General features: G+C 65.9%; 27 protein-coding genes. 10 read left to right on the top strand and 17 right to left on the bottom strand.

The genetic code is table 11. The features are described 5' to 3' along the window. Window positions 1-50: 50 nt before the first annotated feature. Entirely contained in the window at window positions 51-989 is a 939-nt protein-coding gene (locus K7H93_RS03980) for a D-2-hydroxyacid dehydrogenase (RefSeq protein ID WP_230782589.1), read from the bottom strand. A 119-nt stretch (window positions 990-1,108) separates the two neighbouring features. Then, window positions 1,109-2,560, bottom strand: coding sequence for a cysteine--tRNA ligase (cysS, locus tag K7H93_RS03985; RefSeq protein WP_230782590.1), 1,452 nt, complete (start codon window positions 2,558-2,560; stop codon window positions 1,109-1,111). 100 nt (window positions 2,561-2,660) lie between these two features. Here cysS and K7H93_RS03990 point away from each other — a divergent pair, with 100 nt between their 5' ends. Beyond that, window positions 2,661-3,248: a DUF998 domain-containing protein gene (locus tag K7H93_RS03990; RefSeq protein WP_230782591.1), complete on the top strand. Its 588-nt coding sequence runs from the start codon at window positions 2,661-2,663 to the stop codon at window positions 3,246-3,248. Here K7H93_RS03990 and K7H93_RS03995 read toward each other — a convergent pair. Genes K7H93_RS03995 through K7H93_RS04005 form a run of 3 tightly spaced genes read right to left on the bottom strand, consistent with a single transcriptional unit; the run spans window position 3,245 to window position 4,896 of the window. Further along, a complete protein-coding gene (locus K7H93_RS03995; RefSeq protein WP_230782592.1) occupies window positions 3,245-3,661 on the bottom strand; it encodes a hypothetical protein in 417 nt (138 codons plus the stop codon). The genes K7H93_RS03990 and K7H93_RS03995 overlap by 4 nt on opposite strands. 59 nt (window positions 3,662-3,720) lie before the next feature. After that, a complete protein-coding gene (locus tag K7H93_RS04000) occupies window positions 3,721-4,206 on the bottom strand; it encodes a DUF8051 family protein (protein ID WP_230782593.1) in 486 nt (161 codons plus the stop codon). Between the two features lie 12 nt (window positions 4,207-4,218). Further along, window positions 4,219-4,896 carry a nitroreductase gene (locus K7H93_RS04005; protein ID WP_230782594.1) on the bottom strand — a complete coding sequence of 226 codons (678 nt, stop codon included), beginning with the start codon at window positions 4,894-4,896 and terminating at the stop codon, window positions 4,219-4,221. Window positions 4,897-5,015: 119 nt separating this feature from the next. Between K7H93_RS04005 and K7H93_RS04010 the strand changes: the two genes are divergently transcribed. Next, window positions 5,016-5,687 carry an N-acetylmuramoyl-L-alanine amidase gene (locus K7H93_RS04010; RefSeq protein WP_230782595.1) on the top strand — a complete coding sequence of 224 codons (672 nt, stop codon included), beginning with the start codon at window positions 5,016-5,018 and terminating at the stop codon, window positions 5,685-5,687. Between the two features lie 18 nt (window positions 5,688-5,705). Here K7H93_RS04010 and K7H93_RS04015 read toward each other — a convergent pair whose 3' ends face one another. The 5 genes from K7H93_RS04015 to fsa all read right to left on the bottom strand — a co-directional run bounded on the left by K7H93_RS04015 (window position 5,706) and on the right by fsa (window position 9,312). Beyond that, window positions 5,706-6,002, bottom strand: coding sequence for a type II toxin-antitoxin system RelE/ParE family toxin (locus K7H93_RS04015; protein ID WP_230782596.1), 297 nt, complete (start codon window positions 6,000-6,002; stop codon window positions 5,706-5,708). Next, on the bottom strand, window positions 5,999-6,283 hold the full coding sequence (locus K7H93_RS04020) for a ribbon-helix-helix domain-containing protein (RefSeq protein WP_230782597.1): 285 nt from the start codon (window positions 6,281-6,283) through the stop codon (window positions 5,999-6,001). Before K7H93_RS04020 ends, K7H93_RS04015 begins: the two co-directional genes overlap by 4 nt. Window positions 6,284-6,351: 68 nt before the next feature. Then, entirely contained in the window at window positions 6,352-6,801 is a 450-nt protein-coding gene (locus K7H93_RS04025; protein WP_230782598.1) for a hypothetical protein, read from the bottom strand. A 23-nt stretch (window positions 6,802-6,824) separates the two neighbouring features. Further along, window positions 6,825-8,648: a cobaltochelatase subunit CobT gene (gene cobT, locus K7H93_RS04030; protein ID WP_230782599.1), complete on the bottom strand. Its 1,824-nt coding sequence runs from the start codon at window positions 8,646-8,648 to the stop codon at window positions 6,825-6,827. A 10-nt stretch (window positions 8,649-8,658) separates the two neighbouring features. Further along, on the bottom strand, window positions 8,659-9,312 hold the full coding sequence (fsa, locus tag K7H93_RS04035) for a fructose-6-phosphate aldolase (protein ID WP_230782600.1): 654 nt from the start codon (window positions 9,310-9,312) through the stop codon (window positions 8,659-8,661). A 57-nt stretch (window positions 9,313-9,369) separates the two neighbouring features. On the opposite strand from fsa, the gene K7H93_RS04040 reads away from it, so the two are divergent. Beyond that, complete coding sequence (locus tag K7H93_RS04040; RefSeq protein WP_230782601.1) at window positions 9,370-10,011, top strand: DUF2490 domain-containing protein; 642 nt, start codon at window positions 9,370-9,372, stop codon at window positions 10,009-10,011. Between the two features lie 14 nt (window positions 10,012-10,025). Here K7H93_RS04040 and K7H93_RS04045 read toward each other — a convergent pair whose 3' ends face one another. Beyond that, window positions 10,026-10,718 carry a DUF4197 domain-containing protein gene (locus K7H93_RS04045; protein WP_230782602.1) on the bottom strand — a complete coding sequence of 231 codons (693 nt, stop codon included), beginning with the start codon at window positions 10,716-10,718 and terminating at the stop codon, window positions 10,026-10,028. Between the two features lie 59 nt (window positions 10,719-10,777). On the opposite strand from K7H93_RS04045, the gene K7H93_RS04050 reads away from it, so the two are divergent. From K7H93_RS04050 to K7H93_RS04065, 4 genes are all read left to right on the top strand, one after another. Continuing rightward, the gene (locus K7H93_RS04050) at window positions 10,778-12,955 is read left to right on the top strand and encodes a primosomal protein N' (RefSeq protein WP_230782603.1); all 2,178 of its coding nucleotides are present in this window, start codon (window positions 10,778-10,780) and stop codon (window positions 12,953-12,955) included. Window positions 12,956-13,026: 71 nt separating this feature from the next. Then, window positions 13,027-14,547: a tetratricopeptide repeat protein gene (locus K7H93_RS04055; protein WP_230782604.1), complete on the top strand. Its 1,521-nt coding sequence runs from the start codon at window positions 13,027-13,029 to the stop codon at window positions 14,545-14,547. 65 nt (window positions 14,548-14,612) lie between these two features. After that, a complete protein-coding gene (locus tag K7H93_RS04060) occupies window positions 14,613-16,187 on the top strand; it encodes a cryptochrome/photolyase family protein (RefSeq protein WP_230782605.1) in 1,575 nt (524 codons plus the stop codon). Further along, entirely contained in the window at window positions 16,184-16,657 is a 474-nt protein-coding gene (locus K7H93_RS04065) for a carboxymuconolactone decarboxylase family protein (protein ID WP_230782606.1), read from the top strand. The genes K7H93_RS04060 and K7H93_RS04065 overlap by 4 nt, the downstream gene beginning before the upstream one ends. 8 nt (window positions 16,658-16,665) lie before the next feature. Here the strand turns inward: K7H93_RS04065 and K7H93_RS04070 are convergent, their stop codons facing one another. Further along, window positions 16,666-17,421 (bottom strand): siderophore-interacting protein, encoded by a 756-nt coding sequence (locus K7H93_RS04070; RefSeq protein ID WP_230782607.1) that lies wholly within the window; start codon window positions 17,419-17,421, stop codon window positions 16,666-16,668. Window positions 17,422-17,549: 128 nt separating this feature from the next. Between K7H93_RS04070 and K7H93_RS04075 the strand changes: the two genes are divergently transcribed. Continuing rightward, the gene (locus K7H93_RS04075) at window positions 17,550-18,929 is read left to right on the top strand and encodes an NAD-dependent succinate-semialdehyde dehydrogenase (RefSeq protein ID WP_230782608.1); all 1,380 of its coding nucleotides are present in this window, start codon (window positions 17,550-17,552) and stop codon (window positions 18,927-18,929) included. A gap of 70 nt (window positions 18,930-18,999) precedes the next feature. Continuing rightward, window positions 19,000-19,605: a TetR/AcrR family transcriptional regulator gene (locus tag K7H93_RS04080; protein WP_230782609.1), complete on the top strand. Its 606-nt coding sequence runs from the start codon at window positions 19,000-19,002 to the stop codon at window positions 19,603-19,605. Here the strand turns inward: K7H93_RS04080 and K7H93_RS04085 are convergent. From K7H93_RS04085 to ada, 4 genes are all read right to left on the bottom strand, one after another. Next, window positions 19,602-20,585 (bottom strand): hypothetical protein, encoded by a 984-nt coding sequence (locus K7H93_RS04085; RefSeq protein ID WP_230782610.1) that lies wholly within the window; start codon window positions 20,583-20,585, stop codon window positions 19,602-19,604. The genes K7H93_RS04080 and K7H93_RS04085 overlap by 4 nt on opposite strands. An 85-nt stretch (window positions 20,586-20,670) precedes the next feature. Beyond that, window positions 20,671-21,756 carry a transporter gene (locus tag K7H93_RS04090; protein WP_230782611.1) on the bottom strand — a complete coding sequence of 362 codons (1,086 nt, stop codon included), beginning with the start codon at window positions 21,754-21,756 and terminating at the stop codon, window positions 20,671-20,673. A 66-nt stretch (window positions 21,757-21,822) separates the two neighbouring features. Continuing rightward, window positions 21,823-22,221: a hypothetical protein gene (locus K7H93_RS04095; RefSeq protein WP_230782612.1), complete on the bottom strand. Its 399-nt coding sequence runs from the start codon at window positions 22,219-22,221 to the stop codon at window positions 21,823-21,825. A 57-nt stretch (window positions 22,222-22,278) separates the two neighbouring features. After that, window positions 22,279-23,322 (bottom strand): bifunctional DNA-binding transcriptional regulator/O6-methylguanine-DNA methyltransferase Ada, encoded by a 1,044-nt coding sequence (gene ada / locus K7H93_RS04100; RefSeq protein WP_230782613.1) that lies wholly within the window; start codon window positions 23,320-23,322, stop codon window positions 22,279-22,281. Window positions 23,323-23,402: 80 nt separating this feature from the next. On the opposite strand from ada, the gene K7H93_RS04105 reads away from it, so the two are divergent. Further along, window positions 23,403-25,061, top strand: a complete 1,659-nt coding sequence (locus K7H93_RS04105; RefSeq protein WP_230782614.1) for a trypsin-like peptidase domain-containing protein — start codon at window positions 23,403-23,405, stop codon at window positions 25,059-25,061. Here the strand turns inward: K7H93_RS04105 and K7H93_RS04110 are convergent. Further along, a complete protein-coding gene (locus tag K7H93_RS04110; protein WP_226661110.1) occupies window positions 25,058-25,891 on the bottom strand; it encodes a TauD/TfdA dioxygenase family protein in 834 nt (277 codons plus the stop codon). The genes K7H93_RS04105 and K7H93_RS04110 overlap by 4 nt on opposite strands. Window positions 25,892-25,936 lie beyond the last annotated feature (45 nt).

Genomic DNA, 25,936 nt, shown 5'->3' on the forward strand with positions numbered 1-25,936 from the left:
GGTGTGCCCGATCTATACGGGCGGCGGCACGGATTGGTTTCGCGAAGCGTTCAGTAAGCCAGCGCGGGGTCGAAGCGCGGCTCGACCGGTTCGCCCGCGTGCCAGCGGGCCAGATTCTCGATGAAGCGGTCGGCGCTGCGCTGAAACATCTTGCTCTGCGCGCGGCCCGACAGGTGCATGGTGACCTGCGCATTGCGCAGGCTCCACAGCGGATGATCCTCGGGCAGCGGCTCGGGGTCGGTCACGTCGAGCAGCGCGGCCTCGATCCGCTTAGCCTCCAGCGCATCGACCAGCGCATCCTGGTCGACCACATCGCCACGCGCGATATTCACCAGCACGGCGTTGGCCTTCATCGCCGCGAGTTCGTCCGCGCCGATCATGTGGTGCGTTTCGGGGGTCGAGGGCACCGCCAGCACGACCCAGTCGAATTCGCCCAGCTTGCCGCGCCATTCGTCCGGCTTCAGCGCACCATCCGCGCCCGAGCGGCGCACCGGCACCACCTCCATGTCGAAGGCTTCGAGCCGGGTCTTCACCAGCTGCCCGATCGCGCCGAGGCCGAGCAGCAGCACTCGCTCGCCCGCCAGCTCGCGCTTGCCGGGGCTGTCCTGCAGCCACTCATGCCGGTCCTGCGCGCGGACGACCTCGCGGTAGCCCTTGGCATGGGTCAGCATCAGCATGACGACATATTCGGCGATGGTGATCGCGTTGATGCCAGCGCCGTTGGTGACGATCGTGCCGCGCTGCTCCAGCAGGTCGAGCGGCAGGAAATCGAGACCGGCATAGATCGAGTTGAGCCATTTGAGGTTGGTCGCGGCGGTCACGACCTCGCACATCGGGCCGGGCTGGTTGAAGTCGAACCAGCCGATCTCCGCACGCGGCGCGAGTTCGATCGCCTCCTCCTTGCTCATGAACCACAGCGGCTCGACCCAGTCGGGCAGGCGCGGCTCCACCAGCGGGCGGATCAGGGCGGACAGGACTGCGGTGGTCAAAGGCTCAACCTCTCTTGTCTCGTCGGCCCGGACTTGATCCGGGCCAAGGCTTCTCTTTCACGCGCACGGACCAGAAGTGAAGCACCACCCCGGATCAAGTCCGGGGTGACGGTTTGGCCTCACGCCAGCTTCCATTCCCAGCCGAGCGGGTCGCCATCCATCACCTCGACGCCCTTCGCGGCGAGTTCGTCACGGATCGCGTCGGAGGTGGCAAAGTCCTTCTCCGCCCGCGCGGCCTTACGGCGCTCCAGCGCGTCCTCGATCTCGGCTTCGGTGATGATCGCGTCTTTCGGGCGGAGCCGCAGATCGGTCCGCGCGAGGTCGAGCAGGCCGAGGCCGAGGACGGCGTCCATCCGTTCAACCACGGCACGCTTGATCCCGGCATCGACCTTCTTGGTCGCGAGAGCATCTTCTAGCGCGGTCAGCGCGATTGCGGTGTTGAGATCGTCGGCCATCGCGTCCTGGAACTTGGCAAGCGCAGGGGCAAACTTCGGATGATCGGTCGCAGCGCTTTCCACCTCGCGCAACGGCTGCACCGCCATCACCATCCGCTTGAGCCGCGTCAACGCCGCGCCGAGGCCCTCCCACGAAAACTCCAGCTCGCTGCGGTAATGCGCCTGGAGGCACATCATCCGGTAGGCGAGCGGATGGTAACCCTTGTCGATCAGCAGCTGCAGCCGCAGGAACTCGCCCGACGACTTGCTCATCTTGCCCGACCGCTCGACCAGGAAGTTGTTGTGCATCCATATCTTCGCGCCCGAATGCGCGGCATCGTCCAGCCCGCCGCAGCCGCAATAGGCCTGGTTCTGCGCGATCTCGTTGGGGTGGTGGATCTCGCGGTGGTCGATCCCGCCGGTGTGGATGTCGAACGGGAAGCCGAGCAGCTTGCCGCCCATAACACTGCATTCGAGATGCCAGCCCGGTGCGCCGCGGCCCCAGGGCGAATCCCACTCCATCTGCCGCGTCTCGCCCTCGGGCGTGGTGCGCCAGATCGCGAAATCGGCGGCGTTGCGCTTGCCCTCGACCGTGTCGATCCGGCCCTCGCCCTCTTCGGTGACCGCACGCGCCAGCCGCCCGTAATCCTCCACCGTCGAAACATCGAAATAGAGCCCGCTTTCCAGCTGGTAGCAGTGCTTCGCCTCGATCTGCTTCGCGAAGTCGATCATCTGCTCGATGTAATCGGTCGCCACAGACCATTCGGCGGGCTCACAGATGTTGAGCGCTGCCACATCCGCCTTGAACGCCTGCGTATAGTGCTCAGCAATGTCCCAGATCGACTGCTTCTGCGTCGCAGCCATCTTCTCCAGCTTGTCCTCGCCCGCATCCCCATCATCGGTCAGGTGGCCGACATCGGTGATATTGATGATGTGGGTGAGTTTGTAGCCGCGCCAGCTCAGCGTCCGCCCCAGCACATCGGCGAACACGTAGGCGCGCATGTTGCCGATATGCGGGTAGTTATAGACCGTCGGCCCGCAGGTATAAACGCGCGCCTCGCCCTCATGGACCGGAACGAAGGGTTCCAGCTGGCGGTTGAGAGAATTGAACAGCTTGAGTTGCGGCGCGTCGGTCATAGCCCGCGCAAATGCGCCAAGCGGCACGGCTGCGCAACACCGGAGCGAGCATATCAGCAAGGATTCAGGAACCGACACGCTTTCACGCACGCTGGGCGGCGTGGCCATCGCTGGCTGCGCGATCGCGGTTGTATGCGACCTGCTGGGCGCCAGCCTTTCCGACCGCATCGGGCTGGCCAGCGACACGATCAGCAATCTTGCTGCGGGCAAGTGGGACATTCTTTCCGACCTCGGCATTTATGCCTTCGTCGTCGGCGTGCTCGCCGTGACCATCGGCCTGGTCCGCTGGCGCGTATCGCGCTGGGACTGGCGGCTAGGCACGGTTCTGCTGGTGGTGCTCGCGGTCGATTACACGCTGATCGCCGCGTACGAGGCCTATTCGACCGGAGAGGGCATGCAGATCCACTACAAGCTGGTCTACCTAATGGGCGTCGCATTCCCGCTCACCGTGCTGCTGACCGCAGGCCAGTTGTACGAGATCGACCGGCGGCTGGGCATTGCGATGTGTGTCGGCGGGGTGTTGTGGGCGATCGCCGCGCCGTTCCTGTTCGTCGTGCCGACCGGGTGGGACGGGCTCTACGAGCGCGCGCTCGCCTTCGGCAAGCTGGGCTGGTTCGTTACCATGGGCGTGATGATCTGGCGCGACCCGGACATTGTCCGCCGCGTGCCCGAGGACGAGCGGAGCTAGAGCCCTTCGCAGTAATCCGGATTGTCCGACGTGTCGCCGAACTCGCAGCCACGCTTCAGCTCGGCGCGGATCGTGTCGCAGGAATTCTGGATATTGCACGCGGGCCGCGTGGCGGGCGACATTTCATAGCACTGCTCCGACAGCGTTTCCGCCTCCTTGCGCCCGAGCTCGGCAAGGCAGGAGCCTTCGACCGGCTCGGCGGTGCTGTTGTCGAGCGCGGGGCGGCTATTCGCATATTCGTCGGTCGGCGGAGTGGGTTCGGCCTCGCTCGGGCCGACCGGGTCGATCACCGGCGCAGGGTCGGAGGCCTGCGTAGCGCTCGGCTCCGCATCGGGCTTGGCCGTGTCGGGTGCGTCACATGCCGCGAGCGCGCAGACTGCCGCCATGGTCGAAATCCAGCCGATGATACGCATGTCCGCTCCTTCAAATCCGTGCCATGTTCAATTCTCGGCACGGATGGCGGTTCCGCGTCTCAGCCGCCCATCGCGGCGATCGTCGCGAAGATCACGATGCCGATACCTGCGATTCCCATCACGATGGTCAGGCCGCGCGGGATCGCCGCGCCTTGCCTGCCTCCCGCATCGCGGGTGCCAGCGGTCAGCACCGCTGTGGCGAGCAGGATGGCTAGCGCAGTGCCCAGCCATTCGAGCGTTTCGAGCAGCGAGGACATCGGCACCGGCGTCACCGGGAAGATCTTGAACAGGTCGAGCAGATAGGTCGCCGCAAAGCCGACCGCCGCCGCCATGCTCCACACCCGCCGTACGCCGCCGCGCCAGGTCAGCCATGCCAGCACCAGCGAGCCGAGGCCGAGTACGGTGAGGAAGATGTTGAACGCCGCCAGCACGCTCGCCGGATAGGCGCTGAAATCGCGCGTCTCCACGAAACCGCCGGGGATCATCAGCGCGAGGTTGATCGCCGACAGCGCGAGCAGCAGGGCAACGAGATGGCGCGGGTTCATGCTCGGGTATCCTTATTCGAAGCCTTCGAACCGGACATGCTCGTCCAGCGGCACCCGGTTGCGCTCGAAGCTGTTCACCGGCGCATCCGGATCGCGATAGCCGATGCCCACGCCGCAGAAGAAGCGGTGCGTTTCGGTGCTCACGCCAATGTGCGCCATGATCGGATCGGCGTAGTAGGCCATGAATTCCTGCGGGCAGGAATCGAGCCCCTGCTCTCGCAGCAGCAGCATGATGGTCTGAAGCCACATGCCGGTATCGGACCATTGCGCCTCCTTCATCATCCTCGGGAAATAGCACAGCAGCAGCACGGGCGCGCCGAAGCTGACCACGTTGCGCCCCATCGCGGCGGCGCGGCCCGCCTTGTCCTCGCGCGCAATGCCGAGCGATTCGAACATGCTGGCGGAAAGCTCGTAGAGGCGCTGCTTGTAGCGGTCCTCCTGCTTGGGCGCGTCCCAGTCGTAGTCGGGCTGCTTCATCTCGGCGCTGCGCAGCTTTTCGCGCAGCTGCGCGAGCGGTTCGCCGGTCAGGATGGTCGCTTCCCAAGGCTGGTAGTTGCAGCCCGAGGGGGCCCAGCGCGCGGTCTCCATCACCTGCCGGATCGTATCGAGAGGCACCGGCGTATCGAGGAAATCGCGCACCGACCGGCGCGAGGTGACGGCTTCGGAAACGGACATCGGGGTATCGCTCATGCGCGGCTGGCTAGCGGCTGACCGCCCCCGCGCCAACCCGGCAGGCTGTATTTCGTGCTGTCCTACTCGCAAAACCCGCTCTAGCTGGATTCGCCCTGCGACCCTTTCGGGAGGACCACATGGGCGACCCCACCACCTATCATTTCGATCTCGACCCCGCGCTGCGACCGGCGCACGCTCCGCTGGAGGAACGCTGGTGGCCGGGCATCCGCGATGCAGCGCTCAAGGCATCGAGCGCGCGGATTTACGATCCGATAAAAGGCGTGCGCGCGGTGGTGATCCACGCGACGGCGGGCGGCAGCGCTGCGGGCGCGGCGAGCGTGATTTTCGATCGCAAGGCAAGCTTCCACTGGCTGGTGCCCGACGAGGACGAACCGCAGCATGAGCAATTCGTGTGGGCCACCTGTCACGAGGCACGCGCGGCATGGCACGTGCGCAATGCCTGCTCTCACCCGGCGATCTGGGACGGGCGCGGACGGATCAACCACTGGTCCCTCGGAATCGAAGTGGTGAACCGGCAGGTGCGAACGGACGCATTCTCCGACTGGCAGGTGGAGGCGACCGCGCAGATCGTCCGCTATGCCTGGGCCAAATACCCCAACCTGCGCCATGTGGTGAGCCATGCGATGCTCGATCCTGCGCGGAGGAGCGATCCGGGGAGCCTGTTTCCGTGGGAGCGGCTTCGTGAGGCGGTGCTGGATGTTCGGCAGGATGAGGTGCCAGAACTGGTTGCAGAAGCGGCAGAGATGAAAGCTGTCAGACCGTCTGCACCGTTCTGCATGACTGTGTGAAGCAGCGGCCGCGTTCGCTTACTGGTCGCGCAGGATGGTAGGGATGTCGCGGGCCGAATGCAGGACGCGCGCGATTTCGACCCGCTGCTCATGTTCGCGGAAGACGATCAGATATCGGCGGTGGACAGCGGCACGCACCGGCACTGGCCAGTCCGTTCTGACAGGGTAGGCGTGGGGATGCTCGGCGACAGCCGTGATGCGAGCGAGCAGTTCGTCGAGAAATGTCTCTGCCCGCTCAGGGTTGTCGCGCGCAATATAGTCGACGATCTCGCGTAGGTCTGCGCGAGCCGCCTCGGAGATGACGAGTTCGGTCATTCATCCTTGCCGGCATAGTCGGCCACCTGCTCTCGCACCCGATCGCGCAATTCGGCGTAGACCTGATCGGCGGGGTAAAACGGCCCCGCCAGCCCCTTTTCGATCTCGGATCGCAACCACTGGCGACGGGCCTCGCCCTTGTCGCGCTCCTCGCCCCAATCCCGCAGCGCCTCACGGACCACTTCGCTGGTGGTAGCGTATTCGCCGCGCTCCACCGCCGCGCGGAGCCGCGCAGCCATTTCGGTGGGCATGGTGACGGTGATGCGTTCGAGCTTACTCATGCGTATGCATATATCATACGAGGTGTGACTGAGCTACTACGAGACCGGCCGCCCTGCGAACCCATTCGCTATTCATCATCCTCGTAATACCTGCGATAAAGCTCCTCCCCCTCTCGCCTTTCGTCGGCGTAAGTCCGATCCGGGCCAAGTCGCAGGTAGGGTGTTGCCGGCAGAGCATCCGACGGACAGCGGTCAAGTTCATCAGGGTCGTCGCGGAGGATATTGTATGTGCCCGCCGAATTGCGGCGCAGGTAGAACGTCATGGTCTTGCGGACGTAATAGGTGTGAAGGACTGCCAAGGTCTCGAGCCGACCTTTGTCGACGTCACCCTCCAAGACGCGGCGCACATCGAGATCGACGAACCACGGCCAGCTCATGATTATCACACTCGGATCGTCGGATTGCGGAAAGACCGTCGGTACTTGCGCGACAGGTTTGGCGCGCACCTTGGCGTCGTAGCATTCGATGTCGGAGGCAGATGCGACTGTCGGAACGCAGGCCGTGAATCCCAAGGCCAAGAAAGCCAAGGGCGCAAGCTGCCTCACCCCTCAACCTCGAACAGATCCGCCATCTGCCCGATCATCGTGCCGCCAAGTTGCTCGACATCCATGATCGTAACCGCGCGTTTGTAATACCGCGTCACGTCATGGCCGATGCCGATGGCGACCAGCTGGACGGGCGAGGCTTTCTCGATCCACTCGATCACCTTGCGCAGGTGCGCTTCCAGATAGCCTGCACGGTTTACCGATAGCGTCGAGTCGTCCACCGGCGCGCCGTCGGAGATCACCATCAGGATGCGGCGATCCTCGGGCCGGGCGAGCAGGCGCTGGTGCGCCCACATCAGCGCCTCGCCGTCGATATTCTCCTTCAGCAGCCCTTCGCGCATCATCAGGCCGAGGTTGCGGCGCGCGCGGCGCCAGGGCTCGTCAGCCTGCTTGTAGACGATGTGACGCAGGTCGTTGAGGCGGCCGGGCTGCTGCGGCTTGCCGTCGGCGAGCCATTTCTCGCGCGTATGCCCGCCCTTCCACGCGCGGGTGGTGAAGCCGAGAATCTCGGTCTTCACCCCGCACCGCTCCAGCGTGCGCGCGATGATGTCCGCGCTGATCGCGGCGATGGAGATCGGGCGGCCGCGCATCGAGCCCGAATTGTCGATCAGCAGGGTGACGACCGTGTCCTTGAACTCGGTCTCCCGCTCGACCTTGTAAGAAAGCGAATGGCCGGGGCTGATGACCACGCGCGCCAGCCGCGCGGCATCGAGCATGCCCTCTTCCTGGTCGAAATCCCAGCTGCGGCTCTGCTGCGCCATCAGCCGGCGCTGGAGGCGGTTCGCCAGCCGCGTGACGACATGCTGCAACCCGGTCAGCTGGCTGTCGAGATAGGCGCGCAGCCGGTCGAGCTCGTCGGCATCGCACAGCTCGGTCGCGGCGATTTCCTCGTCGAACTTGCGCGTGTAGACCTGATATTCGAAATCGTCGGGAATGTCGGTCCAGTGGCGGTTCGGGCGCACGGGCATCATGCCCTCCTCGCCGTCGTCGCCTGCGTCGTCGCTGTCGCCGTCCTCTTCGGAAAGCTCGCCCTCGCCATCCTCGTCGGCATCGCCTTCGGTCATTTCGGAGGCGGCTTCGGGGCTCTGCTGCGGCGACTGGTCGCCCGCGTCTTCCTCGTCGGTATCGTCCTCGGGCGATTCGCCCTCGTCCTCGTCGCCGTCCTCGTCCGCATCGTCGGGCGCGCTGTCCGCGCCCTCGATCAGGTCGAGCTGGCGGAGCATCTCGATCGAGAGGTCCTGAAACGCCTTCTGGTCGTCGAGCTTGTCCGCCAGTGCGGAGAAATCGCCGCCGGTGCGCTCCTCCACGAATTTCCGGACCAGATCGACGCCCTTCTGCGCGCGGCTCGGGATCGGCCTGCCGGTCAGCGCCTCGCGCATCATCAGCGATACGGCGGTGGAGAGCGGCACGTCGCGAGCCTCAGTAGCGCGGGCGATGGGGTCGCTCGCGGCGCGCAATTCGGTCGCGGCCGCGAGGTTCTCGCCCACGCCCGCAAACCCTTGCGCGCCCAGCGCCTCGTACCGGACCTGCTCGACCGCGTCATAGACCGCCCGCGCGACCGGATCGCCCGGCGCGCCCGAATCGTGCAGCGCATTGTCGTGCAGGCGGATTTTGAGCGCGAAGCTATCGGCAAAGCCACGCGCTTCGGCAGCCTGTTCGGGCGGCAGCTGGCGCCCGGGCAGCGGCACGCGGAAGTTCTTGCCCGCTGCGCCGGGACGGTCTGCGCTCCACGCGACTTCCACCTCGGGCTCGCGCGCAATCGCTCGCGCGCCGCCGGTCAGCGCGCGTTTGAACCGGTCGAGAGGAGTTTCTTCGCTCAAGCCCGAAACCTCAGAGAATGCTCTGACCGGTCGACTGCCAGTCCTTCAGGAAGTCCTCGATGCCCTTGTCGGTCAGCACGTGGTTGACGAGGCCGCGGATCACCTTGGGCGGCGCGGTCATCACGTCCGCACCGATCTTGGCCGCCTGCAGCACATGCGTCGCATGGCGCACGCTGGCGACGAGGATTTCGGTCTCGAACGCGTAGTTGTCGTAGATCAGCCGGATATCCTCGATCAGCTGCATCCCGTCGAAGCCGTTGTCGTCGTGGCGGCCGACGAAGGGCGAGATGAAGGTCGCACCGGCCTTCGCGGCCAGCAGCGCCTGGTTGGCGGAGAAGCACAGCGTCACGTTCACCATCGTGCCATCGTCCGTCAGCGCGCGGCAGGTCTTGAGCCCATCGAGCGTCAGCGGCACCTTGATGCAGACGTTGTCTGCAATCTTGCGCAGCTTGTCGGCCTCTTTCATCATCGTCTCGTGATCGAGCGCGACGACTTCGGCGCTGACCGGGCCATCGACGATCCCACAGATTTCCTTGGTCACCTCAATAAAATCGCGGCCCGATTTGTGGATCAGCGAAGGGTTGGTGGTCACCCCGTCGATCAGGCCGGTTTCGGTCAAGTCGCGGATGTCGGCGATGTCGGCGGTGTCTGCGAAGAATTTCATTTTGGTCACATACCTGTCATGGAAGCGTCACACCCGAACCCTGTTCAAGGATTCCCGATGCGATCAGTCAATCTTGCGGCGCGCGCCCTCCCACTTGCCGCCGCGACCGTGCTTTTGCAACCGAGCGCAGCTCTGGCAGATGAAAGCGAATTCTGGATCGAGCTGGCGGCCAAGGGCGATATCGCCGAGGGCACCAGCCTGAAGGTGGAAGTGGAGCAACGGCGCAAGGCCGGACCCGACGAATATATCGTCGGTGCGGTGGTCGATCACGAGATCGGCGATGGCTTCTCGCTGGGTGGCGGGATCGAGATCCACGACATCGACGGCTTTACCGAGGTTCGCCCCTACCAGCAGGTCGGTTTTTCGACCGGGATCCTGTCGCTGCGCACACGGATTGAGGAACGCTTCTACGACAATTCCGACCGAATGGCGCTGCGCCTGCGCCAGCGCGTACAGCTGAGCGACACGATCGCCCCAAAGCTCAAGGCGAGCGCATCGGCGGAGCTGCTGTACCAGCTGCGCGACCGCAATGATGGCGGGCCGGAGCGGGTCGACCAGCTACGCTTTGCCACCGGACTGACCTACCGCGTGGCGGAGCGCTTCGAGGTGAGCGGCGGCTACCTGCTGCAACTGCGCCCGCGTCCGGGCGGCGACACCTATACCCACGTGCCCCAGCTGAGCGCGGCCTACCGCTTCTAACCGCTCCCCGCGCTTCAGCGTCGCCCGGCGAGGCCCAGCGCACCGATCAGCACGGGATCGTTGGTGCTGCGTGGATCGGCGCGGATCGCCGCTTCCTCGCGCCCGATCTCGGCCCACACGGTATCGTCGATCTCGTTCGCGAGCCGCGCCGCCACCCCGCCGACATCGACCCCGGCCAGCGCCGAGACGAGCTGGCCGATCACCGGATCGCGCGCCAGCCGCATCGCATCGCCGAGTTCGGGCACCATCGCATCGACCAGCCGCGGGCCAAGGTCCGCGCGCAGATAACTCGTCGCGGCGGTCGGCCCGCCGGTGATCAGCCCGATCGTGTTCTCGACCCCGATCAGCTGGATGGAATCATAAATGATCGGCGCGGCGCGCTCGCTCGCCTCGACCGCGAAGCCTGCAAACTCCCGCTCCAGTCGCGACTTGACCAGACCCGAGGTGAGAATTCCGGCGAGCACATTGCCCCGCGCGCCGAGAAAATTGTCGAGCCCGGCCTGCGCGATCTGCTGGTCCCAGAAGCCGCCCGGCGCAGTCAGCCGGGCGAAGGCGCGCTGGCTGGAGAGCAGCAGCAGCCGCTCGATCACGTTGGTCACGCGGGTCTCGTAGGTCGCGCAGCCGCCCAGCAGCATCGCGCCCGCGCCGGCACCGAGCGCCCCCAGCAGGCTGCGCCGGTTCAGGCCATTTTCCAGAATTCCGGTCATCGTCTCACCTTCCATGCTTGTGGCGCGGGAGCCCCTGCACCCATATTGGCGGACGACCCATGCGCCGTATCCGCCTCCTCGTCCTCAACGCCGCGCTCGGCGTACTCGATTACCGCGTGCCCGATGGCATGGCGGTCGAGCATGGTAGCGTCGTGGTCGCCCCGCTAGGCCCGCGCCAGGTCACCGGCATCGTGTGGGAGGAAGAACGCCTTCCCGGCGAGTCGGTGCCCGAGGCAAAGCTGCGCCCGATCCTGTCGGTGCTGCCGGTGCGCCCGCTGCACGCACAACTGCGCCGCCTGATCGAATGGACCGCCGACTATTACTGCGCCTCGATGTCTTCGGTCGCACGGATGGTGCTGGCCAGCGGGGGCGCGCTGAAGGGCGGCGTCACCGTCACCGAATACCGCCTGACCGACACGCAGCCCGACCGGATGACCCCGCAGCGCAAGCAGGCGCTGGAAAAGCTGGTCGACCGGCAGGGCACGATCCGCGAACTGGCCGCGATTGCGGGGGTCTCTGAAGGCGTGCTGCGTGGGCTGGTATCGCAGGGCGTGCTGGAGCCGGAAGAGGTCGACGCTGACCGCCCCTACCCGCGCGCGCAGCCCGACCATGCCGAGCCGGTGCTGTCGCCGCAGCAGGCCGAAGTCGCGGACGAGCTGGTCAGGGCGGTCGAAGCGAAGGAATTCGCGCCGATCCTGCTCGACGGGGTGACCGGATCGGGCAAGACCGAGACCTATTTCGAACCCGTCGCCGCCGCGATCCGCGCTGGCAGACAGGTGCTCGTCCTGCTCCCCGAAATCGCGCTGACCGAGAATTTCCTGCGCCGGTTCGAAGACCGCTTCGGCGTCACTCCGGTGCTGTGGCACTCCTCGCTCAAATCCTCGGAGCGCCGCCGGGCATGGCGCGCGATCGCCCGCGCGCCGGAAGAGGGCGGCGCGCAGGTGGTGGTCGGCGCACGCTCCGCACTGTTCCTGCCCTATGCCAATCTCGGCCTGATCGTGGTCGACGAGGCGCACGAGATCAGCTTCAAGCAGGATGACGGTGTGCGCTACAACGCGCGTGACGTCGCGGTGATGCGAGGCCATTTCGAGCGGATTCCGGTGGTGCTGGCATCGGCCACCCCCGCGCTCGAAAGCCTGCACATGGCGGAGACGGGCACCTACCGGAAGCTCGACCTGCCGAGCCGCTTCGGCGGGGCCTCGCTGCCCACGATCCGCCTGCTCGACCTGACCGAGGAGCCGCCCGAGCGCGGCCGCTGGCTCGCCCCGACGCTGGCACGCGAGCTGTTCGCGCGGATGGAGCGCGGCGAGCAGACGCTGCTGTTCCTCAACCGGCGCGGCTATGCCCCACTGACGCTTTGCAGGAATTGCGGATACCGCTTCCAATGCAAGCAATGCAGCGCTTGGCTGGTCGAACATCGCTTTTCCCACCGGCTCGCCTGCCACCATTGCGGGCACGAGGAGCCGACGCCCGAAGCCTGCCCCGAATGCGGGGAGAAAGACAGCCTCGTTCCCTGCGGCCCCGGGGTGGAGCGCGTCGCCGACGAAGTGCGCGAGATCGCACCCGAAGCGCGGATCGCGGTTGCCACGTCAGACACCCTCAACACGCCCGCGCGCGCCGCCGAGTTCGTTGCGATGGCGGAAAGCGGTGCGATCGACGTGATCGTAGGCACGCAGCTAGTCACCAAGGGCTTCCACTTTCCCGACCTGACTTTGGTCGGCGTGGTCGATGCGGATCTGGGGCTGGAGGGCGGCGACCTGCGCGCGGCCGAGCGTGTCTATCAGCAGATCGCACAAGTCGCGGGCCGCGCGGGCCGCGCCTCCAAGCCGGGCGAGGTGCTGATCCAGACGCGCCACCCGGAAGCACCAGTCATCGCCGCGCTGGCGGAGGGCGACCGCGATGCCTTCTACGCCGCCGAGCTGGAGGCGCGTCGCCACGCCAATGCCCCGCCCTTCGGGCGCTGGGCCGCGATCATCGTGTCGAGCGAGGACGACAAGGAGGCGCGCCTGGCCGCTGCACGGATCGGCGATGCGCGCCCGCGGCTGGACGACATCATGATCCTCGGCCCCGCACCTGCCCCTCTCGCGCAGCTGCGCGGACGCTATCGTTATCGCCTGCTGATCAACGCCAAGCGCACAGCCGCGCTGCAGGATGCCATTCGCGACTGGCTCGGCCCGCTGGAACTGCCGCGCGGCGTGCGCGTGGGGATCGACATCGATCCGTACAGCTTCGTGTAACGCCCGCGCGAACCTTGCCCCTTGCTTTCAAGCCGTTAGGGTAGCGCCAAAGGACATTTCGGGGGGTCGATATGAAGAACTGGGTCGCGGGCCTGTGCGCGCTGCTGATGGCGCTGGCAATGGCGGTGCCCGCCAGCGCGGCGGATTGGAAGAAGGCGGAAACGCGCCACTTCGTCATCTATTCGGACGGCAGCACCAGCCAGCTGGAGGACTATGCAATCCAGCTGGAAAAGTTCGACGCTCTCCTTCGACTGGTGTTCGGTCGACCAGCAAGTGAACAACCGATTCGACTGCGCATCTACCTGCTGCGCTCCATGGGCCAGGTCGAGGATCTGCGCGGTCGCAACATCGCGGGCTTCTATTCCCCGCGGGTCGAGGGCAGCTACGCAGTCAGCAACCGGGAAGCGAACGACCGCGGCCTTCGCACGCTGTTTCACGAATATGCGCATCACTTCATGTTCAACAATTTCGGCATTCCCGCTCCTGCCTGGTTCGTGGAAGGCTTCGCCGAATATGTCTCGACGGCAGAATTCAAATCGAACGGAGAATGGATCTTCGGCTACCCCCAGAAGGACCGGGCCTATTCGGTCAACAACGGGCAGAAGATTCCGATCGAGGCGTTGCTGACTTCCGACGTCTCCGAGATTCGGGATGGTGGCGCTTTCTACGGCTGGTCGTGGGCATTGACCCACATGCTCTATTCGGACCCGAAGAAGCGCGGGGACCAGATTCAGGCCTACCTGCGCGAGATCAATAGCGGGACCGAGAACCTTGAGGCGGCGCGCAAGCACTTCGGCGATCTGGACGAGCTGGAGAGCAACTTGCGCCGCTACGTGCGGGGATCGATGGGCTATTCGAAGTCCGACCTTACGCTCGCCTACGCCCAAGACATTCGGATCACCGATCTGTCGTCATACGAGGGCGAACTTGTCGAGCTGACCTTGGAAAGGATCGCCCGATACGAGCCCGAAGCAACGCGCGACAAGCTGCGCAGCCTCGCGGAACGCGGCGAAGGCACAGCCGAAAGCTGGTACCAGCTCGCGGAGATCGAATTCGCACTCAACCACAAGGAGGAGGCCGGTTACGACTTCAGCGCGGCCGAGGCCGCGGTCGACCGGGCGCTCGCACTCGACGGCAACCATGTGAGAGCAAACCTCCTCAAGGGCAGGCTGCTGCTCGAACCTTTCGACCATGGGGACGATCCGGATCCGGCCAACTGGGCGGCAGCCCGCGAATTCATCGGCAAGGCCAACCGGCTCGATCCGGCCGACCCGCTCGCGCTATACGACTTCGCCAACAGCTATCTGCGTGAAGGCGCCAGCCATCCGCAAATGACCGATGCCCTGAAGATGGCATTCTCGTTGGCGCCGGAAGCCGCGGAAGTGCGATTCGCCTACGCCACCCAGCTTGCGCGTGAGGGACGATACGATGACGCGATCTTCCTCCTGAAGGTGCTGGCCAACAATCCGCACGGTGATCGCGGGGCGAAAGCGGTGATCGAAGCGCTCACCAAAGCGCGCGACAGCGGAGGGGTAGCCTCGATCCGCTTCGAGCCCTCGGAGGAAGAGGACGAGAGCACAGGAGACGAATAGGGTCGCGGATGCACATCTGCGGGGGGTCCATCGGAACACTGCGGCTCCCTGCCGATTGACCGTTGATGCCATCCCCCGCCGAACGCCCCGTTCTCGTCCCCATCCTGGGCGACCAGCTGACCCGAACCATCGCCTCGCTGCGAGGGTGCACGAAGGACGACACCGTCATCCTGATGATGGAGGTGTGGGACGAGGCGACCTATGTGCGCCATCACAAGCAGAAGATCGTGCTGATCTTCTCCGCGATGCGCCACTTCGCAGCCGAACTGCGCGATGCGGGGTGGACCGTCGACTATGTCGAACTGACCGACACGGACAATGCGGGCAGTTTTACCGGCGAGATTGCCCGCGCGGTGGAACGCCACGATCCGCGCGCAATCCACGTGGTCGAGGCGGGCGAGTGGCGCGTGCAGCAGGCAATCGAGGAATGGCCAGACAAGTTTAGTTGCGACATCGAAATTCTGCCCGACGACCGCTTCGTGTGTTCGCTGGCCGAATTTCGGGAATGGGCGGAGGATCGCGACAGCTTGCGGATGGAATTCTTCTATCGCGAGATGCGCAGGAAAACCGGGTTGCTGATGCATGGCCATGGCAAGCCCGAGGGCGGCGAGTGGAACTACGACAGCGAAAACCGCAAGCCGCCCAAAGAAGGGCTGTCCGCGCCGCAACGCCCGCTGTTCGAGCCCGACGACATCACACGGGAATGCATCGATCTGGTCGAAGAGAAGTTCGGCGACCATTTCGGCAGCCTCGAGAACTTCGGCTGGCCGGTCACTCGCAACCAGGCGGAAGAAGCCGCCGACGCCTTCTTCGCCGAACGGATCGAGTGCTTCGGCCCCTACCAGGACGCGATGGTCCACGGGCAGGACGACCTGTTCCACTCCATGCTGTCGACCAGCATCAACCTCGGCCTGCTCGATCCGCTCGATCTGTGCCGCCGTGCCGAGAAGGCGTACGAGGAGGGCAAAGCCCCGCTCAACAGCGTTGAGGGGTTCATCCGTCAGATCATCGGCTGGCGCGAATATATTCGCGGCTTTTACTGGCTGCAAATGCCGCACCTCCAAGAGGCAAACGCGCTCAATGCCCAGCGCGGGTTGCCGGAATTCTTCTGGACCGGCGAGACCGACATGCGCTGCCTTGCCGACTGCATCCGCTCTACGCGTGACAATGCGCATGCGCATCATATCCAGCGCTTGATGGTGCTGGGCAATTTCTGTCTGATCGCAGGAATTTCCCCGCGCGAAGTGCAGGACTGGTATCTGGTGGTCTATGCCGACGCCTACGAGTGGGTAGAGCTGCCCAATGTCGCCGCGATGGTGCTCTATGCCGATGGCGGCAAGCTCGCGAGCAAGCCCTACGCAGCGTCAGGAAATTACATCAATAAAATGAGCAACTACTGCTCCGACTGCGCCTATTCGGTCAGCAAGAAGACCGGCGAAGGCGCCTGCCCCTTCAATTCGCTCTACTGGCATTTCATGGACCGCCATCGCGACACGCTGGAGAGCAATCACCGCATCGGGCGAATCTATTCCAACTGGGACCGGATGGGCGAGGATAAGCAGGCCGCCTATCTCGAAACCGCGCAAGACTTCCTCGATCGGCTGGAACCTGCAGACAAAGGATGGGCACGAGAACAATGACCATGCAAAACGCCAACCACCAGCGGCTCGATTATTACGCGGCGGCACCTGCGCAGGCCAAGGCGCTCGGCGCGCTGCACTCGGCAGTGACGCAGTCGAGCCTGCCGGACGAACTGATCGAGCTGGTGTTCCTGCGGGTCAGCCAGATCAATGGCTGCGCCTATTGCATTGCGTTGCACACGCGCGCGCTGGCTAAGGCGGGGGTCGCGCACGAGAAGATGGCGCTCACCGCAGCATGGCGCGAAGCGGGCGATGCCTTCGACGCGCGCGAGCGTGCCGCGCTCGCCTTTGCCGACAGCCTCACGCGGATCGAGGAGACCGGCGCGCCGGACGCGGATTACGCGCTGGTCGAGCAGCAGTTTTCGGATCAGGAACGCGCGGAACTTGGCATTGCCATCGCCACGATGAACGCCTTCAACCGGCTCGCGATCGGTTTTCGACTGCCGGTCCCCGCACAGCGGACGAGCTAGCTGCCGCGCTAGACGGTCTGCGTCTCCGCATCCTCGCGCTTCACGCGCTTGTGCTCGTCCTCGATCAGGCCGGCCTTCCAGTAGCTGGAAATATAGAGCGAGTCGCCGCGCAGGCCCAGCTCGTCGCGCAGCAGCGCGCGCAGGTTGCGCATGGCCGAAAATTCGCACGCAGCCCATCCGGCAAGCTTGCCCTGCGGCAGCGCGATGCGGCGCAATTCGTCCGACAGCAGGGCGGGCTGGCTGCCCGGCTCGCGGTTGACCAGCCAGCGGACCTCTATCCCCTCCGGCTTGTCGAGCTCGACCTGGTCCGCATCGTTCTGGATTTCGATCACCGCGACACCGCGTGCGTCGTTGGATAGCGCGACCAGATTCACGGAAATCGCGGGAAGCGCGGTCATGTCGCCCGCGATGAGGTAAAAATCGTGTGCCTCGGGCAGCGGCTTTGCGGCGCCGGGGCCGCCGACCTTGATCGTCTCGCCGGGCTCCGCCGAGAGCGACCATTTGGTCGCCGGGCCAGCCGCATCGTCGCCATGCAACGCGAAGTCGATATCCAGCTCGTCCTCGCGCTGGTCGCGGATCGTGTAGGTCCGCACGATCGGCTTGCCCCTCGCATCCTCGCCAAGGAACAGCTTGAGATAGCCACCCTGCTGACCGGCGGGAAATCCTTCGAGGCCCGGCCCGCCGAGCGTCACGCGCTGGAGAGAGGGGGTGATGCGGTCGCGGCGCAGGACGATGAGTTCGCGGGGATCTGGTCTGGTGCTCATGCACCGCCACCTAATGCGAACGCCTCGCATTTTCAATGCGCGTATCGCCGCAGAATCTGCAACCTTGTGGAACGAGCCCCTGCCGCAGGATTTGGACAGGAGTACCCCCAAACGAAAGATTACCCCCAATGACTCAGATTACGACCATCAACCCCGCCACCGGCGAGCAGATCGACAGCTATACGCACCTCTCGAAGGACGAAGCCTTCGCCAAGGTCGATGCCTGCCACGATGCCTTCAGCGAGTGGAAGCTGCGCAGCCTCGAAGAGCGCGCCGAAGTGCTCAAGGGCCTCGGCAAGGCGCTGCGCGACAACAAGGAAGAGCTCGCCCAGCTGATGACCGCCGAAGTCGGCAAGCTGATCAGCGCGAGCCGCGACGAGGTGGAGCTGTGCGCCGCGATCTGCGACTACACCGCCGCCAACGGCCCCAAGGAACTGGCCGACGAGCCGCGCGACCCGAACAATGCCGGGCGCGGGATCGTCACCTATTCGCCCATCGGCGTGGTCTACGGCATCCAGCCGTGGAACTTCCCCGCCTATCAGGTGATCCGCTACGCGATCGCCAACCTGATGACCGGCAACGGCGTGCTGCTGAAGCACGCAGCCAACTGCACCGGTAGCGGGCTCAAGATCGCGGAGATCTTCGCCAAGGGCGGCCTGCCGGAAAACCTGTTCACCGTGCTGGTGGTCGACCATGATACGTCGGACGAGCTGATCGCCTACGACAAGGTGCGTGGCATCACGCTCACCGGGTCGGACGGCGCGGGCCAGCACATCGCGGAGGAAGCGGGCAAGGCACTGAAGAAGACCGTGCTCGAGCTCGGCTCCAACGACGCCTACATGGTGCTGGAGGATGCCGACATAGACAAGGCGGTGGGCATCTGCGCCACCGCGCGCCTCTACAACAACGGCCAGACCTGCATCGCGGGCAAGCGCTTCATCGTGACCGAGAAGGTCTACGACGAATTCGTCGAGAAATACGTCGCGAAGTTTGAGGCGATCAAGACCGGCGACCCGCTGGCGGACGATACCGACATGGGCCCGATGGCCCGCGAAGACCTGCGCAAGACCCTGCAGGAGCAGGTCGACGAATCGGTCGAGAAGGGCGCAAAGATCGCCTGCGGCGGCACGATCCCCGAAGGCCCCGGCGCCTTCTACCCCGCCACCGTTCTCACCGATGTCGCCCCCGGCCAGCCTGCCTATGACGACGAGCTGTTCGGCCCCGTCGCCAGCGTGATCAAGGCGAAGGACGACGAGGATGCGATGCGGATCGCCAACGACAGCCGCTATGGCCTTGGGGGCGGGATCATCTCCAAGAACGTCGACCGCGCGATCGAGCTTGCCAGCAAGCACTTCGACACAGGGATGGTGTTCATCAACACCTTCGGCCTGGCCGATCCCTCGATGCCGTTCGGCGGCGTGAAGAACTCCGGCTACGGGCGCGAGCACGGCGGCTTCGGGGTGAAGGAATTCGCCAACGCAAAGGCGATCTTCGTCGGCGCGGAGTAAGCGCGAATCAGCCTGACTCGGGTGCTGCACCCGAGCTTGTGATCGGCCATGCGAGACGGTAGCGTTTCGCATGGCCGATGCGATTCAATCATCCGAGAAATCGAAGCCTCGCGGTCGCCCGCGGAGCGAAGCCTCTCGCGAGGCGATCCTGATCGCGGCGCTGACGATCCTGGTGCGCGACGGCTATCAAAAGCTGACCATCGAAGGTGTCGCGCGCGAGGCGGGTACGGGCAAGAGCACGATCTACCGCTGGTGGGACGGGCGCAGCGATCTGGCGATCGACGCGTTCTTTTCCGCGGTCGACGAAACGCTCGACCTGCAAGACACCGGCTCTGCCGAGGCCGATTTCCGCGCGCAAATATTGGGGATGGCGGACCAGCTTCGCGGGCCCACGGGCCGCGCGTTTGCGGCAATGCTCGCCGGTGGGCGCGACAGCCCGGCGGTCGCCAGCGCGGTGCGCAAGCGCTGGCTCGACCCGCGCCGCGACTGGGCGCGCAGGCGGATCGCGTGGGCGGCCAAGGCCGGGCAGCTGCACGATGGGGTCGAGCCGCGCGCCGCGCTCGCCCTGCTCTACTCCCCGCTCTATTCGCCGCTGCTGTTCGGCAACGACATTCCCTCGCAAAAGGATCTGGCAGCCTGCGTCGATCTTGCCGCACAGGCGATCTTCAGACGCTAGCGCAACCTGCCGAGCTGTTCGTGGAAGGCAGCCGGGTCATCGAGCTTGAAGGCCACCTTGTCGACCAGCCGCTCCCGGCGCAGCGGACCCGACACCCGCATGGGCTCGTGCAGATCGAACACGATGTCCGGCCAGGCGAGCAGCGCCGCGTTGAGCGTGGTTTTCGCCTTCACCTCGGCGGCATCCGAAGGCCCGCGCACTGCGGCGATCCGGTCGAATGGCACCAGCACATCGATCAGAAGCCCCGCGCGCACCCGGACGCCCTTGTCCGTCAGCAGAACGGGACGCAGCCTAAGGCTCTTCAAGAGGGCGACGATCCACAGCACGCCCCAGACGCTGAGCGCGAGCAGCACCCACGCGACCGTCCGGCTCCACAGCATCACCAGCAGGTGGACCACCGAAAGTTCGATCATCTGCAGGGTCAGGAGCACCCAGAGCATCGGCGCGAGATAGCGGTGGTAGGCAAAGCCGGTGGCACCTTCGGGCACATCGGCGGGCTTGCGCCAGCTCAGCAGCGCAAGATGGAGCACGCGTGCTTCGGCCAGCGCCAGCGCGACCAGCGGGCGCGGCAGGATCTGCGCCAGCGCGTCCTCCATCGAGCCGCCCGCGCGCCGCACTTGCCATGCCTTCCGCCCCGACCAGCCGAGGTAAGCGAAGATCGTAAGCCCCAGCGCCAGCGGGACGGCAGGCACGCCCATGATGGCATCGCGCACCGGCCCGCGGGGGCCGATCAGCAGCACAAGACTGGCAAGGGCGAAGGCTCCCAACAGCGCTTTCGCACCGGGCCGACGCGCTTCGTGTTTCGCGATCGTGCCCAGCGCGAGCGCATCCGCCACGATCCAGCACAGCAAGATGGCAGCAAGCCCGGGATTGGCCGCCGCCCAGCCGCTTGCGGCGAGCGATAACGCGGCGACGACCGCGAAGGGCGGCGCGAGTGTCGCCAGGGTTCTGCGCGACAGCACGGTGTCGAAGGCGGACATGCCCGTTCAATAGGGCGAGAGGCCCCGCACCGGCAATCGAAAACGGGCCGAGGCGTCATGCCCCGGCCCGCATCGTGGCTGCTTGTCAGAAGGCTTTCTGCCAGCCGACCGTCAGCATCCAGTCACCCGCCATCTGCGGGCCGTTGAGATTCTGGTATACCGGCACGCCCAGTTCGATCCCCAGCCGGTGCCCCGCCAGCGCGCCGTGCGGCGCGACGAGGTTGACGCCGCCGATCAGATCGACCCGGTCGCCACCCTGAAAATCGGGATTGGCGGTCTGGACAGGCCCCATGATCGCAGGATCGATTCCCTGAATGCGCCCCGTCGTGCGCGCCTTTACGCGGCCCGAGAAGCTGATCCACTGCGCAGGGCGGTAGCTGAGCCAGGCGGTCGCCTCGTAACTATCGCCGAAGGCATAGCCCCACTTGTTCTCGTCGAGCTTGATCGAGGCCGCAGCCTGCGCACCGAAGCCGATCGCGCCGCGACGACCCTTGTAGGTCAGCGCAGGCTCCAGATCGAAGGTACCGGTCCCCGCCTGCATCGCATAGGGCACGCGCATGGTCGGCGTGTCGCCCATCGGGGTGAGGATCTGCGCGGTCTCGTCGGTCGATCCGGTCGGCAGGCTGACGCCGGCCTTCAGGGTCAGCTCGTCGGTGTCGATCGCACCCTTCGGCGGCAGGCCAAGCAGCGGAACCAGCGCGGCGATCTTGGTATCGCCGAACGCCTTGGGGTTGGTCTGGAACGTGCCGCGCACATTGGTGCCCATCCCGCCCATATAGGTGGTGAGGTCCATCTCCTTCTCGACGTAATTGCCCATCACCATCAGCGTGACTACGTCCGACGGGGCATACATCGCGCCCAGCATGTACATGTCGCTGCGCATCGCGGTGGGAACGATCCGCAGGGTCGGTGGCTGGCCGGGCATGCCGGCGAAGCGGTTGGGCACGGTGGTGACGATGGTGTCGGGCGAAACCTCGTCGGTTCCGATCCGGTTGCCGTCCATCTCCATGTGCATCGTCCTGAAAGAGAGCATGAACTCGCCCTTCCTGTGGGCATGATCGCCCATCACGCCGATCGGCGCATGATCGTCGGCGTAGGAGCCATCCGCATAGGCAGGCGAGGCGAGGAGCGCGGCGCACAGCGCGCCCGCCCCCAAAGAAGCATATTTCATAGTTCGATTGTCCTGATTGTCTGGATGCGTGTCGCCGCACCGCGAGCGCGGCGGGCGCGTGACCAATCAGGCGTGCGGCGGGCCCGTGGATGGCGGCAGCCCGCGCGGGAAAATCCCGGTCAGCGGATGCGCGACCGGCATCTGGTCGAGCTGGGGGAGGTCCGGTTGCAGGATCGCGAAGCCGAGTGTCGGCACATCCGCAACCGCGCCCACTGCGTAATCGCACGGCGAATCCTTCGCCATGCCGTGATCGTCGTGATCCGATCCCGCCGCATCCTTGCCGTGAGCCATCGACTCCATCTCGGCATGCATCGCATGCTCAGGCGACGGATCGGGCGCTTTCACCTTGGGGCAGATCATCAGAATGATGCCGCCATCATCGGCGCGCGCGGGCATATAGCCTGCGGGGGCAGACAGCACGCCAAGCACGGCGAAAACGGCAAGGATCAGACGAAGCGCGACCACGACGCGGTGCCGCCTAGTGCAAATCGTGCGGCACGCAAGCCTGCGTGAAGAGCAGGCCTAGCCCTCGCGCTCCCGCTTCAGCAGTTCTTTCTTGATCGCGGTGCCATAGGCATAGCCTCCGATTGCGCCGTCGCTGCGGATCACCCGGTGGCACGGGATCAGCACTGCAACGTTGTTCGCCCCGTTGGCGCTGCCCGCCGCACGCACCGCTTTGGGATTGCCCGCCGCCGCCGCGATCTCTGAATAGCTGCGCGTTTCGCCCGGCGGAATTTCGCGCAAGGCCTTCCAGCAGGCTTCCTGAAAGGCGGTGCCTGCGACGTCGAGCGGGATGTCCTGCGCGCGCCCCGGACGCTCGACCGCAGCGATCACCCGGTCCAGCAGCGCAGAGAATTCAGCGCCCCCCTCGGTCAGCTCCGCCTGCGGGAAGCGGGCGCGCAGATCTTCCTCTCCTTCGTTGAACGAGAGGCGGCACACGCCCTTGTCGGTCGCCGCGACCAGCATTGCGCCCAGCGTGGTCTCGACCACCGCCCAGCGGATCGTCACGCCGCGCCCGCCATTCCTCCATGCGCTCGCGCTCATGCCCAGTTTCCCTTCCATCGCGGCGTAGAAGCGGCTCGGCGCTTCGTACCCCGCATCATAGATCGCATCGGTCACCCGCGCGGCTCCGCTCAAGGCGTCTCGCGCGCGTTCCTCCTTCAGCGCGCGCGCATAGGCGGCAGGCGAGAGGCCGGTGGCGCGCTTGAACACGCGGCTGAAATGCGTGGGCGAATAGCCGGTGATCGCGCCCAGTTCGTTCAACGTCGCGCTCTCCCCGCTGCGGATCGAATCGATCGCGGCACGCACCGCCGCTTCGTCTCGCGATACGTCGTCGGGCAGGCAGCGCTTGCAGGGCCTCAGGCCAGCCGCACGCGCCTGCGCTCCGTCGACGAAGAAGCGCACGTTGGATCGCGCAGGATGGCGCGCCGCGCAGCTGGGCCGACAATAGATGCCCGTCGACAGCACGCCGGTGACGAATTGCCCGTCATACGCCCGGTCGCGCCGCATCACGGCGGCCCAGCGCATATCGTCGTCGGCATCGCAGGGGGCGGGTCGGGTCGTCATGGTGAAAGGCCTATACACAATGCGCAGCCACCGCATCCCGAAGCTTGCGGCCAAACCCGCGCGCGGTCAAAAGAGCGCCGATGACGCGAATCCTGATCCTGCTCGCCCTGTTGATCGCGCCGCTCGCGATGCCCGCGCCCGCTCATGCGGAGCCTGCGGATATCGATGCCGCCGCGCGCGGCGTGGTGCGGATCGTGATCTTCGCCAAGGGGACCGACAGCCAGGGCGGGGAATCGCTCTATCCGCTCAGCCACGGGACCGGCTTTGCCGTCTCTCCGCAGCGGATCGTCACCAATGCCCACGTCGTGCGCGAGGCGCTGGCGGGCGGAACGCTGGGTGAGGACCGGGTGATCGGCATCGTCCCGCCCGATGGCGATGCCTCCGCCTTTGCACGCGTGGTCGCGGTCGATCCGGGGACCGATCTTGCCCTCCTCGCCATCGAAGGATCGCTGCGCCTGCCGCCGCTCACGCTGGTCGGCGGGCGGCCGGGGGCAAGCGGCGATGCGGTGACATCGGTCGGCTATCCGATGAATGTCGACCGCGCGCAGGGTCTTTCGATCGAGGATATCGTCCGCTCGCAGCCGCCGGTGAAAAGCCGCGGCTTCATCTCAGGCGAGCGGCCCAGCCGCCAGTTCGACACCATCCTGCACACCGCACCGATCGCGCGCGGCAATTCGGGCGGCCCGCTGCTCGATACCTGCGGGCGGGTGCTGGGGGTCAATTCCTTCGGCGCGGAAAGCGACGGGACCGATGCCGAGTTCTACTTCGCGGTCTCCAATCGCGAGCTGATCCCGTTCCTGCGCGCCAACAAGGTCTCTGCCCAGCTCAACGACCTGCCCTGCCGCAGCCTGGCCGAGATCGACGAGGCGGAGCGCGAACGGCGCGCTGCCGCCGCCGACGCGGCGCGCGCGCAGATGGAAGCCCGCTCCGAGGCGGCGAGCGAGCGGCGCTCGCGCCTCCAGCTCGAAGCTGCGCTGGCGGTGCAGGAAGAGCGGGAAGACCGCATCGCGCTGGCCCTGCTCGCCCTGCTCGCCGCGATCGGCCTCGGCGTGCTCGGCTATGCGCTCGCCCAGCGGCGCGAGAAGGAGCTTGCCGCCGGGATGGCGGTGACCGAGGACGAGGCTGAGGACGATCCCGAGTGGGACGACGACGCGCGCACCACCCTGCCCCACTGGCTGCCCTATGCCTGCTACGCGGTGGCGGCGGTGCTCGTCTTGACCGCAGCGGCGCTCTATCTGACGCGACCCGGCCTCGATGCCATCGACCGGCGGGTCGCCGCCGCGCTGGGCGAGGAGGCGGGCAGCAACCAGGTCTCCAATGATTCGGCCGCAGCGACCGCAGGCCATTTCGTGTGCACGCTGGAGCCTTCGCGCAGCCGGGTGACCGGCGATGCCGAGCGTTCGGTCGATCTGCGCTGGTCGGCGGAAGGCTGCGTCAACGGGCGCACGCAATACGGCTTCGCCAGCGGCCAGTGGGCCCGCGTCTTCGTGCCCAATGAAGAAGACGTCGTCAGCGTCGCCCGGTACGATCCGCAGACGCGGACCTATCGCGCCGACCGCTACCTGCTGTCGCGCAACGCGATGGCCGCCGCGCGCGAGGCGCGTGGTTCCTACGCAGCGCCTTCGTGCGAGGCGCAGGACGGTGCGGCTCAGCTGGGCCGCCAGCAGGAGGCGGTGCTCTCCGCCTTGCCCAGCCAGCCGAACGAGCGGCTGGTCTATTCCTGCCAGCCGGCAGACTAGGCCGCCAGCGCCTCGCCGGTCAGGGTGATGCGGTGCATCGTGCGCGCATGGCCCTGATAGTCGTTCATCGCCATGTGCCAGGTGGTCCGGTTGTCCCAGATCGCGACCGAGCCCGGCTGCCACTCCACCCGTGCGGTGTTGTCTGCCGAAAGGGCGGTGGCGAACAGGCGCTGGAGCAGCGGCATGCTTTCTTCCCGCGTGCGCCCGACGATGTGGGTGGTGAAGGCCGCGTTGACGTACAGCAGCTTGCGCCCCGTCTGCGGGTGACGGATCGCCACCGGGTGCCTCGCGCCGGTGGTCATCTGCTGACCGCGCAGCGATTCGGCCATGTCGGTCTGCGCGTAATAGCCGTCAGGGCTGTAGACGTGGTCGGCGCTGTGGAATGCCTCCAGCCCCTCGATCTCGGCTTTCAGATCGTCGGATAGCGCGTCGTAGGCCGCGCCCATATGCGCGAACAGCGTGTCGCCGCCAGTGGGGGGCAGCTCGCGCGCGACCAGGATGGAGCCCATCGCCGGGATCTGGTCGTAGGAATGGTCGGTATGCCAGCCGCCGCCGATATTGGTCGTTTGGTCCGCGCGCTTGCCGACCACTGCGATTTCCGGAAAGGCATCGGTCAGCGGGAAGTAATTGTTGATGTCGATCCCGCCCCACGCCCGCGCGAAGGCGATGTGTTCCTGCGGCCCGAAATCCTGATCGCGAAACACAGCCACGCCATGTTCCCACACGGCAGTGCGAATCTCGTCCAGCAACGCGGCGTCACCGGTCGCCTCGGCCAGTTGCACTCCGCTCACTTCCACCCCGCAATGCGGAGCCAGCGCCGTCATCTGCATTATCACCTCCCGATGCCATCTCTCCCGCGCCCAAGTCTTTTTGTA

Origin of the sequence: Citromicrobium bathyomarinum (genome assembly GCF_021021475.1) — a bacterium.
Lineage (GTDB): Bacteria > Pseudomonadota > Alphaproteobacteria > Sphingomonadales > Sphingomonadaceae > Alteriqipengyuania > Alteriqipengyuania bathyomarina.

Excerpts from the sequence above, each read along its gene's own strand:
- cysS (WP_230782590.1), bottom strand. The coding sequence starts at position 2,560 with ATGACCGACGCGCCGCAACTCAAGCTGTTCAATTCTCTCAACCGCCAG.
- K7H93_RS03995 (WP_230782592.1), bottom strand. The coding sequence starts at position 3,661 with ATGCGTATCATCGGCTGGATTTCGACCATGGCGGCAGTCTGCGCGCTC.
- K7H93_RS04000 (WP_230782593.1), bottom strand. The coding sequence starts at position 4,206 with ATGAACCCGCGCCATCTCGTTGCCCTGCTGCTCGCGCTGTCGGCGATC.
- K7H93_RS04005 (WP_230782594.1), bottom strand. The coding sequence starts at position 4,896 with ATGAGCGATACCCCGATGTCCGTTTCCGAAGCCGTCACCTCGCGCCGG.
- K7H93_RS04010 (WP_230782595.1), top strand. The coding sequence starts at position 5,016 with ATGGGCGACCCCACCACCTATCATTTCGATCTCGACCCCGCGCTGCGA.
- K7H93_RS04015 (WP_230782596.1), bottom strand. The coding sequence starts at position 6,002 with ATGACCGAACTCGTCATCTCCGAGGCGGCTCGCGCAGACCTACGCGAG.
- K7H93_RS04020 (WP_230782597.1), bottom strand. The coding sequence starts at position 6,283 with ATGAGTAAGCTCGAACGCATCACCGTCACCATGCCCACCGAAATGGCT.
- fsa (WP_230782600.1), bottom strand. The coding sequence starts at position 9,312 with ATGAAATTCTTCGCAGACACCGCCGACATCGCCGACATCCGCGACTTG.
- K7H93_RS04040 (WP_230782601.1), top strand. The coding sequence starts at position 9,370 with ATGCGATCAGTCAATCTTGCGGCGCGCGCCCTCCCACTTGCCGCCGCG.
- K7H93_RS04045 (WP_230782602.1), bottom strand. The coding sequence starts at position 10,718 with ATGACCGGAATTCTGGAAAATGGCCTGAACCGGCGCAGCCTGCTGGGG.
- K7H93_RS04050 (WP_230782603.1), top strand. The coding sequence starts at position 10,778 with ATGCGCCGTATCCGCCTCCTCGTCCTCAACGCCGCGCTCGGCGTACTC.
- K7H93_RS04055 (WP_230782604.1), top strand. The coding sequence starts at position 13,027 with ATGAAGAACTGGGTCGCGGGCCTGTGCGCGCTGCTGATGGCGCTGGCA.
- K7H93_RS04060 (WP_230782605.1), top strand. The coding sequence starts at position 14,613 with ATGCCATCCCCCGCCGAACGCCCCGTTCTCGTCCCCATCCTGGGCGAC.
- K7H93_RS04065 (WP_230782606.1), top strand. The coding sequence starts at position 16,184 with ATGACCATGCAAAACGCCAACCACCAGCGGCTCGATTATTACGCGGCG.
- K7H93_RS04070 (WP_230782607.1), bottom strand. The coding sequence starts at position 17,421 with ATGAGCACCAGACCAGATCCCCGCGAACTCATCGTCCTGCGCCGCGAC.
- K7H93_RS04075 (WP_230782608.1), top strand. The coding sequence starts at position 17,550 with ATGACTCAGATTACGACCATCAACCCCGCCACCGGCGAGCAGATCGAC.
- K7H93_RS04080 (WP_230782609.1), top strand. The coding sequence starts at position 19,000 with ATGGCCGATGCGATTCAATCATCCGAGAAATCGAAGCCTCGCGGTCGC.
- K7H93_RS04085 (WP_230782610.1), bottom strand. The coding sequence starts at position 20,585 with ATGTCCGCCTTCGACACCGTGCTGTCGCGCAGAACCCTGGCGACACTC.
- K7H93_RS04090 (WP_230782611.1), bottom strand. The coding sequence starts at position 21,756 with ATGAAATATGCTTCTTTGGGGGCGGGCGCGCTGTGCGCCGCGCTCCTC.
- ada (WP_230782613.1), bottom strand. The coding sequence starts at position 23,322 with ATGACGACCCGACCCGCCCCCTGCGATGCCGACGACGATATGCGCTGG.
- K7H93_RS04105 (WP_230782614.1), top strand. The coding sequence starts at position 23,403 with ATGACGCGAATCCTGATCCTGCTCGCCCTGTTGATCGCGCCGCTCGCG.
- K7H93_RS04110 (WP_226661110.1), bottom strand. The coding sequence starts at position 25,891 with ATGCAGATGACGGCGCTGGCTCCGCATTGCGGGGTGGAAGTGAGCGGA.